General features: G+C 30.3%; 12 protein-coding genes and 1 tRNA gene. 1 reads left to right on the top strand and 12 read right to left on the bottom strand.

Translation table 11 applies throughout. The annotated features are described in order from the left end of the window. The first annotated feature begins 302 nt into the window (after window positions 1-302). Window positions 303-375 (top strand) — tRNA-Phe (locus Q4Q47_RS12860). A gap of 158 nt (window positions 376-533) precedes the next feature. Here the strand turns inward: Q4Q47_RS12860 and Q4Q47_RS12855 are convergent. The 12 genes from Q4Q47_RS12855 to Q4Q47_RS12800 all read right to left on the bottom strand — a co-directional run bounded on the left by Q4Q47_RS12855 (window position 534) and on the right by Q4Q47_RS12800 (window position 14610). Next, window positions 534-1763, bottom strand: coding sequence for a glycosyltransferase family 4 protein (locus tag Q4Q47_RS12855; protein ID WP_303307057.1), 1230 nt, complete (start codon window positions 1761-1763; stop codon window positions 534-536). Window positions 1764-1785: 22 nt separating this feature from the next. Then, entirely contained in the window at window positions 1786-2694 is a 909-nt protein-coding gene (locus Q4Q47_RS12850) for a hypothetical protein (protein WP_303307056.1), read from the bottom strand. 29 nt (window positions 2695-2723) lie between these two features. Beyond that, entirely contained in the window at window positions 2724-3497 is a 774-nt protein-coding gene (locus Q4Q47_RS12845; RefSeq protein WP_303307055.1) for a sulfotransferase family protein, read from the bottom strand. Window positions 3498-3561: 64 nt separating this feature from the next. Continuing rightward, a complete protein-coding gene (locus tag Q4Q47_RS12840) occupies window positions 3562-4245 on the bottom strand; it encodes a sulfotransferase family 2 domain-containing protein (protein ID WP_303307054.1) in 684 nt (227 codons plus the stop codon). Next, window positions 4242-4778 (bottom strand): adenylyl-sulfate kinase, encoded by a 537-nt coding sequence (gene cysC, locus Q4Q47_RS12835; protein WP_303307053.1) that lies wholly within the window; start codon window positions 4776-4778, stop codon window positions 4242-4244. Before cysC ends, Q4Q47_RS12840 begins: the two co-directional genes overlap by 4 nt. 8 nt (window positions 4779-4786) lie before the next feature. Continuing rightward, on the bottom strand, window positions 4787-6088 hold the full coding sequence (locus Q4Q47_RS12830) for an HlyD family secretion protein (RefSeq protein WP_303307052.1): 1302 nt from the start codon (window positions 6086-6088) through the stop codon (window positions 4787-4789). After that, window positions 6081-8294: a peptidase domain-containing ABC transporter gene (locus Q4Q47_RS12825; RefSeq protein WP_303307051.1), complete on the bottom strand. Its 2214-nt coding sequence runs from the start codon at window positions 8292-8294 to the stop codon at window positions 6081-6083. Before Q4Q47_RS12825 ends, Q4Q47_RS12830 begins: the two co-directional genes overlap by 8 nt. Window positions 8295-8317: 23 nt before the next feature. After that, window positions 8318-8434 carry a hypothetical protein gene (locus tag Q4Q47_RS12820; protein ID WP_303307050.1) on the bottom strand — a complete coding sequence of 39 codons (117 nt, stop codon included), beginning with the start codon at window positions 8432-8434 and terminating at the stop codon, window positions 8318-8320. 241 nt (window positions 8435-8675) lie between these two features. Next, a complete protein-coding gene (locus tag Q4Q47_RS12815) occupies window positions 8676-8891 on the bottom strand; it encodes a hypothetical protein (protein WP_303307049.1) in 216 nt (71 codons plus the stop codon). 115 nt (window positions 8892-9006) lie between these two features. Continuing rightward, window positions 9007-10599, bottom strand: coding sequence for a cysteine peptidase family C39 domain-containing protein (locus Q4Q47_RS12810; protein WP_303307048.1), 1593 nt, complete (start codon window positions 10597-10599; stop codon window positions 9007-9009). A 1438-nt stretch (window positions 10600-12037) separates the two neighbouring features. Further along, a complete protein-coding gene (locus Q4Q47_RS12805) occupies window positions 12038-12958 on the bottom strand; it encodes a discoidin domain-containing protein (RefSeq protein WP_303307047.1) in 921 nt (306 codons plus the stop codon). A gap of 32 nt (window positions 12959-12990) precedes the next feature. Beyond that, the gene (locus tag Q4Q47_RS12800) at window positions 12991-14610 is read right to left on the bottom strand and encodes a RagB/SusD family nutrient uptake outer membrane protein (RefSeq protein ID WP_303307046.1); all 1620 of its coding nucleotides are present in this window, start codon (window positions 14608-14610) and stop codon (window positions 12991-12993) included. Window positions 14611-14613 lie beyond the last annotated feature (3 nt).

Here is a 14613-nt window from a genome sequence, read left to right as displayed (position 1 = left end):
TTGAACTTCAAAATGATGCATAAATAATTTTGAAATTTTTTTTCTTAGATGAATCAAAAAACCTAAGCATAGCCAAAGCTATGGTTCTATACCCAGTCAAACTGAGCACATGTTTTTTAAAGAATTATAAGTAAAAAAGACCTGTACTCAACTTGATTGGGTAAACAAATTATATGCGTCGCTTTTAGGTTTAATTGGTATTAAAGCTATTTTGATTAAAAATAAATAAAGTTGAGTGATTTTTTATGAATTTCGTTTGGGTAATAATAAAAATGAATATATATTTGCAACCGCTTTGGCGAGGTACCTTAGCTCAGTTGGTAGAGCAAAGGACTGAAAATCCTTGTGTCCCTGGTTCGATTCCTGGAGGTACCACTTTTAAAGTTTATAAACCCTTGATTATCAGATGATTTTCAAGGGTTTTTTCATTAATGCTCTTGAATATCATCCCAAGTTAACGGTAGTAAGACTTCCCGTAAATCATTTTTGTTCGTTTGTATTTCAATGATATAATCTATTCTTCCAAAACCATTTTAATTAACCTTTTGCAAATAAGTTTTATCAAACATCATTTTAGAGGAATACTTTTCAATATATAAATTGTATGCATTTTTAATTATACCATCCCTTAGTTCCTTATTCTGTATGATAATTTTTATCTTTTCTTTAAAAGAATCTCTATCTAGTCCTTTTTTTTCATTTAACTCAATTTTTAAACAGGAATATTCATTTTTAAGCATTTTAAAAATATCTGACTCAGTTACAATCATAGGCACTTTATAAGACATGGCTTCTAACATAACGTAACTACTCTGTTCATTTAAAGAAGGAAAGATTAATGCATTTGCAAGTTTGTAATATAGTTTAACTCTAAAAGGTTGTACATATCCTATAAAAATTATTTTTTGATCAAAACCACAACATGCTTTTATTAGATCTTCTTTCATCTCTCCTCCACCAACTATAAGCAGTTTTGCATTTTCGCACCCCTCTTGCAAAACACTCTTAAAAACTTCAATAAGCTGGACAACTCCTTTTTGAGCATTTAACCGCCCTAAATAAAGGAAAATAAAGTCTTTTTTAGTAATCTGTAATTCTTTTCTAATCTGTTTGATTTCATAACTATCATTAGTATTAAATTTTTGTTCTCTTATTCCATTAGGAATTTTGTGAACTTTATGTTTAGGAATTTTATAAATTTCAAAAACATCCTTCTTCATAGTTTCAGATAAACATATAACTTGATCTGAAAGCTCACAATTTTTAATTTCTGCTTGTATATTCTTTTTATGAAAAGAGTCTTCTTTTGGGTCTTTAAATTCTGAAATAAATTTATTAAAGTTATTATTATAGTGTGTTTTCCATAATGAGACGTGAATGGTATATATTATTTTAGCATTAGTGTGTTCTTTAATACAGTTCATTAAAAAATATTGCATATTACTATTAAAATGAAATACATCGTTTTTATTAAATTTATAAAACTCATGTAATATGATAAATACAGCTTTTGAGTACAGATAAGATAAACTTTGAATTTTTTCTTTATGAAAAATTGGTTTAGGAATTTTTAAATAGGTAATATTAGTTATTTCATTCTTCTCAACAGTAATGCTATTAGATTCACCGATAAAAACAGAAACTAGATCAAAATATTTATTCCTCACTTTAGCTTCTTCTAGTATTTCATCTATATATTTGCCAACACCATATTTTTGAGAGTCATCTGCCTGATTTACAATAAAAATTCTTTTCTTTTTCATACAATTCAAATATTGAAAATTGTTATTTTAGATTATTAAATAACCCCAGCAAAAAAAGATTTTGATCCTTCGACTCATTATCTCTGCATAAAAAAATAGCTTGTATTATTAATTTGGAGAATAGTAGGCTATAATCATTAGTTTTATTTAGCAAACTTTTCATTAGTTTATTTATATCATTTTCTATTTGTTTTAATACTATTAACTTGTTTTTTTTATACAACTCTGTATCGCGGAAGTATAGTTCATTAAAAATAATTCCCACTTCGTATGATTTATTATTTATAAGAGACGAAAAAGTATTTTCTTTAGTTTCTTTTACTTTAGGCGCTTTAATATGATTAAATTCTTTATAACTATCTGGTTTACTCTTTTTTAAAAAATCTATATATAGTAAGTGATTTAAATAACCACTATTAATAATCAAGTTATAATTTTCATCCAACTTTAATAAAACACTTTGCAGGGCTTCATTTAATTTTAACAAAAAGGGGTTGTTGTTTTTTAACAATTTGACTCTTTCCAATATATAATGTCCATGAATAATGAAATCACTTAAATTATTAATATCTATATCCTTTTCTATTAAAATTTCAAAATCTGCCTGTGCTGAATTATCTATGAGTTCTAAAATATCCTCTAAATCATCAGATTCAAAATAGCCGTTTTCAATAAATTGTATCAAAGACCAACCTATACTTGCTATTTTAGAATTAGCTTCGCCCGTATGTTTTTCAATGGCAGATAACTCTTCCATCAATACATCTTCTAGAATTTCAAAAGCTAGTTCTGAATACTGTTGTTTTGAATATTTAGCTCCATAATTAAAAAAAAAGTATACGAGTGGCATTTTGCCATTTAAGCCATTACTTTTAAATACTTCAGAATTAATTAATAAAAGCTGTGCAATATTATGTATCGATAATTTCAAATTTATCTATGCTTTTTTGTGATTTGCTTTTATTTATTATTTAAGTTGTCCATAGTTGGAAATCTATTTATATCTACTAAGCTATATCCAAAAAAGTTGATTTTCTCTTCATATTTTTTTATTAGTTTTTCTTGGTCATCCTTTATTAAATAATTCGAATTCCATTTGGCTAAATATTCTGAATTTTTATTCAAAAGCTGATTTTTATAATCAATCTCTACTCCTGCAAAATCATTGATGTTTCTTAAAACTTTTTTTGGATTTTTAATTAGCTCTTCATAACTGATCAACATACTATTTGTTAGAAGTAATCTATCATTAAAGTAAATTTCATGTGCTTTAATCCAATGTTCCAAAAGACTCTCAATAGATGTTCTAGACCATTTTTGTGTAGAAAGGGAAACAACAATAGGGTTTCTAATGATTGTAATAAAATATGCGTTAGGAAAAATTTCTTGAAGAAATCTGGTTCGTATTATATTAGGAGGAGATTTTTCTAATAAAACCTCTTTAGTTAAATCCCAGTAATTTGACCATTCTCGAAAAAGAATATCTTTATTTTTATTAGTTATTAAAGCGCTCCTTTCTGTTAATCTAGCATTTTTATCAAAAGCAAATTTACCAGGCCCTCCATATGCATGCGCCGCTTTAAAAACAGACTGTAGGTGCTGTCCTTCATTTTCTGGAACCCCAGTATTTTTAAATGAACTTATATTTTCTGAGTTTGAAACAATATCACTCAAAATGGAGGTACCACTTCTATGTAGTCCACATATAAAAAGTACTTTATTATTATTTTCCACGTTATTATTATTCAAAAATTTGGATGATTGTTTTCATAAAACTTGTTTGTTGTGAGGTTTTAATTTAGGTTCTCCATGTTGTTTTTATAAGATAATCTTCTTTGTAAAACGCTTTTATTTTATTTAGATAATCAATATTTTTAATTTTAAAATTTACTTTCGTTTTATTTGAAACTTCTTTAATAAATGAGATTTTGTGAGCTTCAAGATAGCTGTACAAATCATTTATATGAACCACGTCATCAATATGCTTCATGCTATAATAGTCAACTTGTTTTCTAATATGTTCATCAATGTGCAATGGATCAGATTTTTTTAATTCAAACTCTATAAACTCCATGAACCTACTAAAAGAATCATCTTCGTATAAATTTAGAATTGAAAAATAGGCTCTATATTCTCTTTCTAGGACAAATAGTTTGTAGGTTGAAATAACCCTATCGATTGGGTCTCTCCAAACAGCAAACTTGTGTATTTTTTTATTCTGCTGTTTTTCAATCTTTTTAAGTTGTTTAGCAGTAAATAAATACTCTGATCGTTTAGGGTAAGAACCAACTTTTCGATGCGCCTCCCACACATTGGGAATATCTGGAGTCCATTTTTTTTCATTGTTATAAATGGCTACCTTTTTCAAAAAAGTGCAAGCATTCTTGCTAATTACAACAAATGCATAATTTGTATTTGGGATCATACAATAATAATTACCGAAAAAAGGGGACTCTACTTTTTCATCTTTTTTAAGTCTCATATATTAATTAGGGTTGTGGTTGATAAAAAGTTCAAAAGCTTGCTAATAGAATTATTAATATTATTCTTTTCTGTATCAATTGTTATTGATGCCATTTTTGTTTCTTCATATGCATCCGAAATACCTGTGAAGTTTTTTATTTTTCCTTTTCGAGCCAAAGCATATAATCCTTTCGGGTCTCTTTCTTCACAGATGTTAATTGGACACTTTACATGTACTAACAAAATATTGTTTTTACCAATTATGTTTTCAACAGCTGTTCTATCTGATTCATAAGGTGTTATTGCGGCAACAATAGGAACAACATTAGCCTGAAGCATTAATTTGCATATTTCTGCAATTCTTCTAACGTTTTCAGACCTATCATCTTTACTAAATCCCAAGTTTTTATTTATTCCATTTCTTAAAACATCTCCATCCAATAGAATTGTTGGTATATTTCTTTCTTTATACTCTTGCAAAACTTCTTTAGCTAGAGTCGTTTTACCAGCTCCTGATAATCCAAAAAACCAAATCATTTTATTTTTAATCATACATTGAATCAATTATAAGTTATAACCTCTCTAAACTTATAGAACATCCGTTCGGCAACACTTAGGTTTTCTGTAATAATTTCGGCATTACCAAGAAGCTCTTGAGTAAACTTAAAGGTTTTATTATAAGATGTTTTTGTCCCTTTAGGTAAGGAAATAAAAACCGTATAGTTACCTTCATTATTAGGGGATATGGAGAAATTCATTACTTTACCAATAAGCATCCCGTACTGTTGATAAGGATAATTATCTAATTTTATAAATACTTTCTGTCCTATACTTACTTTACCAGCATTTTGGGCAGGAATTACCAACTTACCAACTAGATTGGAAGTATCTGTAGGCAAAATAGAAAAAACAATATTTCCTGAGTTAACAAATTGATTAACCCCCCAATAATCTTGAAAACTAATAACACCATTTATAGAAGATTTCAACACATAATCATATTCCCACTTTCTAATGGCTTCTTTAAGTAAATCATAAGATTGACTTAAATTATTTAGAAATCGCGTGTTGTCCTCTTGTTCGCTTATATGTGTACTCTTTAAAGTTCTGTTAGCAGATGAAATAGCTTCTCTCATTTGAGATATAGAAATAGCCATCGAACTTATGCTTTTTTGCATCTGTATAAATTCTAACTGTTTGGACTCATAAGTTTGCTCGGAAATTACCCCTTTTTTAAATAAATGTTTATTTCTATCTAAGTCTGTTTGTTTTAAAACAAATTCCTGTTCTAAAAGTTTTTTTTGAGTAATCTGATTTCGAAGTCTATTCTTTATTTCTTGTAACGAGGCTTTATTTCCGCCTAATTGATTCGTATAAGGATCTAAATCTTTTAGCAAAAAGTAATCTGTATAACTTTTTTCAAAACCTAGATAGGCTGCACTTATATCGCCTAATATAAGGTGAGATGTTTTTTCAAAAGGAAATTGAAAGTTTTTTAAATTTAAAGGAATGGTATCTGTAATTTCTTTTAACAAATAAACATCTTCAAAACTGGCTGTATTTTTTATAATCGCTAATTTTTGATCGGCTTTAACCGTATCTCTATTCTTTATAAAAACTTTGTCTAATTGTCCTGAATATCTAGAGATTATTTTTTCTGCTGGTTGTTTAGTGGTAACCAATATTTTTGCCGTTACAAAATCTGGGTATTTAATTATAAAAGATAGCGTCAAAATAATACATGTGAACATAAAAATCAGTGTGATACCCCAACGTACAATCCATATAGGTGGGTTGGTCAAAATTTCTTGAACTTCTTCTGATCTTAAATTTAAATTATCTTGTTTTTCTTTTTTAGGCATCTGCTGTCTCGCTACTTAATTTTTCTAATTCTAATTGATTTTTTACTAAATTGTAATAGAATCCTCGTTGTTCTATCAATTCTCTGTGCTTACCAGATTCTTTTATCTTGCCATCATCAAGAACTATAATTTGATCTGCATTTTTAACAGTACTTAAACGATGAGCAATAATAACAACTGTTTTATCTTTAAAGAACTTATTTAAATTCTCCATGATGATACGTTCATTTTTCGCATCTAAAGCAGACGTTGCTTCATCAAAAAACAACAAATTAGGATTTTTATAAACAGCCCTAGCAATAAATAAACGCTGTTTTTGCCCGGTACTTACACCTACGCCTTCATTCCCTATTTTAGTGTTAAAACCCAAAGGGAGAGATTGTATAAAATCATAAATGTTAGCCACTTTTGTAGCTTGTATTAAACGTTCTTCGTCTATGATATCTTCGCCTACAGCAATGTTATAGGCAATGGTATCGTTAAACACATAGCCTTCTTGCATCACCACGCCGCAATTGGCACGCCACGCTTTGTATGATAGTGCTTTTAAATAATGCTCGCCATACATAATATTTCCTTTTTCGATATTATAAAATTTTAAAAGAATTTTCATTAAGGTGGTTTTACCACTCCCACTAGCTCCAACTATAGCGGTAATTTTATTGGAAGGAATTTGCATACTAATTCCCTTAATAACATTTTCGTCATTCCCCATGTATCTATAGGTAGCATTCTTGAGTTTTAAATCCTGATCGGGTTTTATGTCAGAAATTAAATGTTTCTGTTTACTTTCTTCATCTTCTTTATCATGTATTTCTCCTAGGCGTTCTAAACTTATTTTAGCATCTTGTATGATTTGTACGAAACTCACCAATTGCCCAATAGGACCGTTTAACTGCCCAATAATATATTGAATGGATAACATCATACCCAATGTGATATTCCCTTCGATAACCAACAACGCTGAAGTAAAAGTTATGAGAATATTTTTAGCTTGGTTTATAAATGAAGAACCGACTCCTTGAGTTTGTTCCAATGTCAAACTTTGCATGGAAACTTTAAACAAACGAGCTTGGACGTATTCCCATTTCCAACGTTTTTGTTTTTCTGCATTGTTCATTTTTATTTCTTGCATCCCATTAATAAGCTCTATAACGGTACTTTGCTCTTGACTCATTTGAGAAAAACGTTTGTAATCCAATTCTTTTCTACGTTTTAAAAAGAATAAAATCCACAGAACATAAACGATGCTTCCAATAGCAAATATGAAAAAAATAGAGGTGCTGTAATAAAGAAGAACTGCTCCAAAAACAAATAAATTCACCATGGAAAACAGGGTGTTTAATGTAGACCCTGTTAATAAACTTTCTATACGACTGTGATCGTTAATTCGTTGCATGATATCTCCTGTCATTCTAGAATCGAAATATGCAATGGGAAGATTCATCAATTTTATAAAAAAATCAGAGACTAACGAAATATTAATTCGAGTACTTAGGTGCAATAAAATCCAACTTCTAAAAATACCGACACTGGTTTGTCCCAAAAACAACATGATTTGAGCAATTAAAACCATATAGATAAAATCAATATCTTGGTTTTGGATCCCAACATCTACAATACTTTGGGTTAAAAAAGGAAAGATTAATTGGAGCATACTTCCTACCAACAAACCTATAACCAATTGCAACAACAGATTTTTGTATTTAAACAAATATTGAAACAGAAAACGAAACGACTTTTTGTCGGTCTCTTCCCAGTCCAATTCTTTAAATTTAGGAGTAACTTCTAACAACAATGCAATTCCTTCTTTGGTATCCTCTGTAGCATTATTCCCCATCCAACGGGGAATAAACTCGGCTTTGGGATAGGTAATCAAACCATAAGAAGGGTCCGATATATATACCACATCTTTTTTTATTTTATAGACGACCACAAAATGGTTTTTGTTCCAATGTACAATAAGAGGTAAAGGAGCTTCTTTAAGCTTATTGAAATCTAACTTAACACCCAACGATTTAAACCCGATGGCTTCTGATGCATCACTAAGTTTTAAAAGATTACTTCCTGCTCTTGTAGTCTCTGATAAATCTCTTACATCTTGCAATGAAATTAATTTACCATAGTGCTTTGCTATAATTCGCAAACAAGTAGGACCACAGTCTTTACCATCTGGTTGTTTGTAAAAAGGAAAAGGTTTTTTCAAAATAATTTTAAAACATTAATCTGTTAATAAGTATCTTTCAATTCTAATATTAAACCTGGTAAATTATTGAATTCTACAGGTTCAAACGGTACAAGTATTTGAGATGCATACCATGCTTCAATTCTAAATTTATATACCACTTTATTTTTATTTATTTTAAACCTTATTGCTTTATACCAGATATAACCCCCTATTTTTTTGATTCATTTATATAAAAGATGAAGGTTTAGAGCTTATCAAAGCATACTCTAGTGAGTTATTTACTTCTCTTAGAAAAGCGTCTTTTCTTTGTTTAAGTAATATTTACCTGAAAGTAATATTAAAAAGAGGCTTTTTAATTATTTAAATAGCCTCTTTAAAGCAATACTTCTTAGAAGTTAGTTAGTAAGCCCAGCAAAATTTATTATCTTGACCTGGTTCTACATTTATTGGCTCATGACAATACTCACCTTGATCGCAATGAGCATCTGTTTCACAAATCCGAACCTCACCAGGGGTACTGTAACCAACATAACCACCAAAGATAGTTTTAAGTTGGTTCGTTTTAAGCATAGAGCCTTCTTCTAATTTCAGGTTTTTTAAACTTAATTTTTTCATTTTATTAAAATTTAAATATTTATTTTTGCCTTGAACAGTTAAAGACACTCAAGGTTTGTGTCTGCCCTTCGCGAAAGGATATTGTTTGCGCCCAAAGTTTTTACTTTGAGTTTTTTTACTGTAATACTTCTTTTAAATCTTCTACACTATATTCTTTAGGCAACTCATACTCATTAATAAATATGGTAGGTGTATGTGTAATATGTTCTGCTTCGCACCAGTTTCTCATCGCTTCTATTTTATTGTTTTGTTTCTCAAGTTCTCCGTTCATGGGATATTTACTTGCAAATACTTCATAATCTTTTTCTTCAGCATGATACCAATCGTCTAGGGCTTGTTGGGTTTTAGTTTTATTTCCTTGTTCATCTATAGCTAAAAAATGACTTACTGGTTTACCCTTGGTATCCTTACTAGACCTAGCTGTAAATAATATTTGTAAATTTATTTTACCTGCGTTCACCAAATCTTCTAAAATTGGGTGTGCTTTGGCACAGGGTCCACAATAAGGATTACATACTTTTACAACATGGTATTTAACTTTTTTTTCTTGGTTAATTGAAATTCCCAAACCTTCTGTAGTTCCTTCTATTTTTCTGGATTTTATTAATAAGCCTTCTAAAACATCTGGATTGTTTTTTATTTTTTTTAGCAAGCGTTTATATACATTGGTTTCTTTTTCTTGTTCTAACAGCGGTTTTATAACTTTCCAACCTAGTATTGGAATTAATAATAGAGCCCATAGTAAAGGAAGTGTTTCATTTTCTATTGGAATTTTATAAAACTTACTGAAAAAAGAAATTACAATTTCAGCAATAAGCACCCCTTGAATAATGATGCAGAACTTACACCATTGTTTTATAACTACTGCCTGATAATAGATTGAAATGATTAGAATTGGTATGCTTATAAAACTCAATACTTCTAATATGGCTAATGCAGTTGGTAAAAAATCATAAACTAGTAAAAAAGATAATGTTCCAAAAAAATAAGAAAAGCTTAAAAGACTTAAGCTAAGTGTTCCATCTAATAACTTGGCGTGTTTTGAACCCAACACGGCATTACAATTAGTTTTTTTGCTATCACCCATACAAAAACTTTGCAAGGTAGGATTGTATTGGTCTACATCAAACCATAACAAAAACACACCTACGGTTATTCCTATGAATTTTAAAAAAGTGTAGGTAATAGTGTAAAATGTGGAAGATGTATTGATTCTCACTTCAGAATTAAAAAAAACAATCACAGTCCAACTCAACAATAACAAAGCAATACTTCCTATTAAAATGTTTAATGTTCGTCTTGAAGTAATCTTTTTTTCTATGTCTTTTTCCTTAGAATCTTCAGTTGTTTCAACTAATAAACAAATACCTGTCCATATTTTTAAAAAGTCTTCTTTAGAAGATTCTATTAATTTATTCTTATTATCGTAATAGGAAACTTTGTTATCGAACACACTTTTTAACACAAAAAACAAATGTTGCCTTTTAACTTTCACTTGAACAATAGAAGGCAATGGCATTTCTAAAAGTTTTTCGAAATCTAATTTTACTGCTAAAGTTTCGATATAGTACTTTTCTAGAGTATCCGATATAGATAATAAACTGGGGTAATCTGGATGAGACAGAATACTATCTTTTAAATATTTTGAGGTATGTTTTATATCATGTGAAGTCAATATTTTTTTAGTCGCTTGTATACAATTATCCATAATAGATAGATATTTGGGTTTAAAATATTTTAAACAAAAATTTTCAATATATAGCCCTTGGACTATTCTATTAAGTTTGAGAGACTGTGTTATTTACTGTGGGTAACATCAATAAAACGAGCAACAACGTAGTAAGTATTAAAATACTTGTCACTCTGTTAAGCCTAAAATTGTATTCTTAAAATTTGTAAATAACGTAGCACAATATACTTTTTTACTTATAAAAAAAAGGTTTCATATTAATCACAATTTACATACATATTCGTCAATTCTCTACTAAGTGGAAGTTATATTATTATAAAAGCAGGTTTAGTATTATTGGAAACCATGATTCTTGATAGCATATTTCTCTTCAAGTTGATTAATACCATTTCTAATTAAAAACATCAAATATTTATAAGGTTAAAAGTAGAGTTGTTTTTATTTCCATCTTAAATGAAAGCTCATCAATATCATGGTTGCTCACAAATATACTCTCGTATACTCACTAGTATAAAGAAACACACAAATATATTTACAAAATAATGAAGTACTCAAAATGTGCATACAGATGCACACAGTTATAGTTATATAGAAGTGAAGTGTAATATGGTGAACTACTGGAGGAACCACTTTCAAAGTTTATAAATATTTGATTATCATATTGTTTTCAAGGGCTTTTCGTTTAGTACCTAAGAGTGGTATTGAATGCCATCCCTGAACTACAGCGAGACTCCCTATAAATCGCTTTTCTTTTTAAAATAATAACTTACTGAATATCTGAATTACTTTTTTACATGCTCTTTTACACTGTAAATCACTACATTTATTTATACCATATGTATTTTCCCTTCTATTCATCCAAACACTATTAATTCAATAAAAACACCTTAGAAAACACATAATCTCTTGTATCGAGATGTATACAATATTATTAATCGGTTTTAACAAAAATAAAATTCTTTTGATATTGAAATTTTATTCCAAAAATTGCAATTGCAAATTACTATTTCTAAAATACAAATTCGGCAATTACCGGATAATGATCAGAAAGAAACCAATGTTCCTCCCCATTACAAACTTTGCTCTTGTACATTTTTTTGCTAGATCTGGTGATACCATTATATAATCGATTCGTGTAAGGCGCAAGATCAATTGCTCTATTGTTTCATTATTTATTGGCCCTAAAACTCTTCCTGGAAATGATCCTCTTTCATCAATCCCCTTGGTATAGAATTGACAGACATCTACAAGAGGAAAAGCCATAAACATACTATATTATCAATTAGTTTAATTTTATCTACCAACGTGTGTTCGACCTAAGTAATTACGATTAGTTGCATTCATACAGCCCATTCTAACATCTTGATTTAAAAGGGGATAAAATATAAAAAGAGGTTGTCTTTTCAAACAACCTCCTTAAAAAAGCCAGTATAATAACTCAAAAACTAACTGTTTTTTAATACACCTCAAACTCAGCCATATTTATGGATCTGCTACCAGAAGTCGAGTCGAGTTGAAGGCGTACATACCTTCCATTTACATTAATACCTTCATGCTTGGAAGGAAAACCTGCTGTACCTTCTTCGTGAACATCAGTTACACCTGCTTGTGCTTGTATTCCTTGCACTGTTGAAGCTGTAAATGGTGTTTCAGAAATAAATATGTGGTAATTGGTTAAACGATCTGCACAACAATCAGCTCTATTCCATATATTAACCTGTCTAACATTAACAACAGCTCCTAAATCTACTTCAAACCAAGAATCTTCTCCGTCTGCTTCATTGGTATGAATAATATTTGGGTAACCTCCGTTTTGAACACCATCAACTGCACTGGCTGCAACTGTTCCCCAAGCTTCAGCAGAGGCGGTTGCAGGTTTATTTAGTGCTAGGTTAGGTGATTTATCTCTAATTATAAAATCATAAGATAGTACGGCATTATAGTCAAATCCTTCTTCACCTTTATTGTCATAAGTAACTTTAAAAGCTATTTTGACATTATCACCAATACCTACTCCCATTTCTGCAACTGTTGAGGAAAAATTGGCTATATAACTTCCATTATTTTCCGTAACATCTAAAGTGGCTATAACATTTGATGTACTAGTATTTATCACCTCAACAGTTAAGGGTTGTGCTTGTATGGTTAATGTTAAATCTACATTGTCAATAAAAAAGTCCTCCAGGGTTGGATCATAATTTAATGCTGCTAATTCAGCTTCCGTGTATGCAAGACCTGTTGCAGGGTTAGAATGAGTAAGCGTTAACTCATCCTTTCCTTCTAATCTATTATCTACTCTATATTGATAGTCTAATGGGATATCACAATTTGTGCATACTAAACACAAAATTATTAAGTATAATATGTTGTTTTTCATTTTGTATATTTTAGTTAATATGTTACCTAACATTACCACCCTGGGTTTTGTGTTAGGTTCGGATTAAGTTTAATTTGCTCGACAGGGATTGGATATAAGTACAATTTTTGATCCCAAGATCTACTACCTTCATCATCGGCAATAATAAAACCATTGCCATCAACAGGAAAATCAGTACCGTCATATTTCACACCTAGTAAATTAACAGGAAGAAAATTTTCTGATTCTTTCCATCGTCTTAAATCATCATATCTAAAGCCTTCGTAAGCTAACTCTACAGTTCTTTCATTTCTAATCTGCCAAAGCATATTTAAAGCATTTCCAGTAGCTAAACCATTGGTTAAATGTGTTAACCCAACACGATCTCTCAATTGATTTATGGTTAAATCCAATTCTGAGTCAGAAATGCTTCCGTTTTTCTCATATAAAGCCTCTGCATGATTTAATAACACCTCTGCATAACGGATAACCATATAATCATAATAACATCTACCCAATTGAGACTCTTCGTTATCTGAGAAAAATTTATAGGGTAAATAACCCGATCTGGTACTTCCAGAGCTTCCACCAATATTAGGTATGGAAATATCATCTCCAAGATTGAGAACTACGGAGCCAGGAATTATCATCGTTTGTGACATTCTTGGGTCTCTGTTTTGAAATTCTGAGGCCATAGTATCATAGCCTTGAAATAATGGAGAAATACTAATAGGTAAACCATCCGTACATACATACATATCTGCCAACATTTTGGTTGGGGAATTATGATTTGTAGAAACCCATCTGGAAGTGTTATGAAATATTTCCCGTTCTTCATTATAACGTCTTGCCAAAATAGACTCCTTACTCCCTTCACCTTCCTCAATAAATAGATGTCTATAGGCAGCATCTGTTGAACCACCCATATAAATTTCGTACTCACCAGAATCTATTAGAGCTTGCGAGGCGTTTATAGAATGTGTAAAATATGAATTGGCATCGGCTCCTGTTGCATGATATTTAGCCCAGGTTCCTTCATATAAAAACATTCTTGATTTTAAAGCCAAAGCGGCGCCTTGCGTTACCCGTCCTTTTTCATTACTGGCTAGTTCGCTTTCTAAAGGCAAATTAGCAATAGCCCAGTCTATATCTTCTAAAATATAAGCTACGACTTCTTCTCTAGAAGCTCTTGGAGCATCTAATTCTTCAGAATCTAAAGTTAAAACAGTTCTAATTAATGGAACACCTCCAAAAGTACGCACTAAATTATGATAAGTTTGCGCTCTGAAAAAGCGTGCTTCGGCTGCGTATCTTTTAGTTTCTGATTGTATCGCTTCAGCCAGTTCGTAATTTTCAGTTATTCTAGTGGCTGCTCTAATGCTACCATAAGCTCCACCCCAACCAGGACCATCGTCTAAAAGTAGTTGACCAGCACTGGTACCGTTTCTTGAATGCCCTACAGTAATATCTGAATTTTGATCATAAGTACCATTAGCAGCACTCCTTAATGAAAAATAAAAAGCATTAGCTGCCTTTTCAAAATCACTTGCAGATTTCCAAAATGAAGCATCCGATACTTGATCTAAAGGTGCTAAATCTAATTCCTTTTCACAACTTAGTATTAAAGCTATCATAGCAAATAGCCCTAAGATTTTTATATTATTTTTTTTCATTTT

The organism is Flavivirga spongiicola (genome assembly GCF_030540825.1).
In the GTDB taxonomy this organism is placed as follows: Bacteria; Bacteroidota; Bacteroidia; order Flavobacteriales; family Flavobacteriaceae; genus Flavivirga; species Flavivirga spongiicola.
This window is presented reverse-complemented; position numbering and strand designations above follow the sequence as displayed.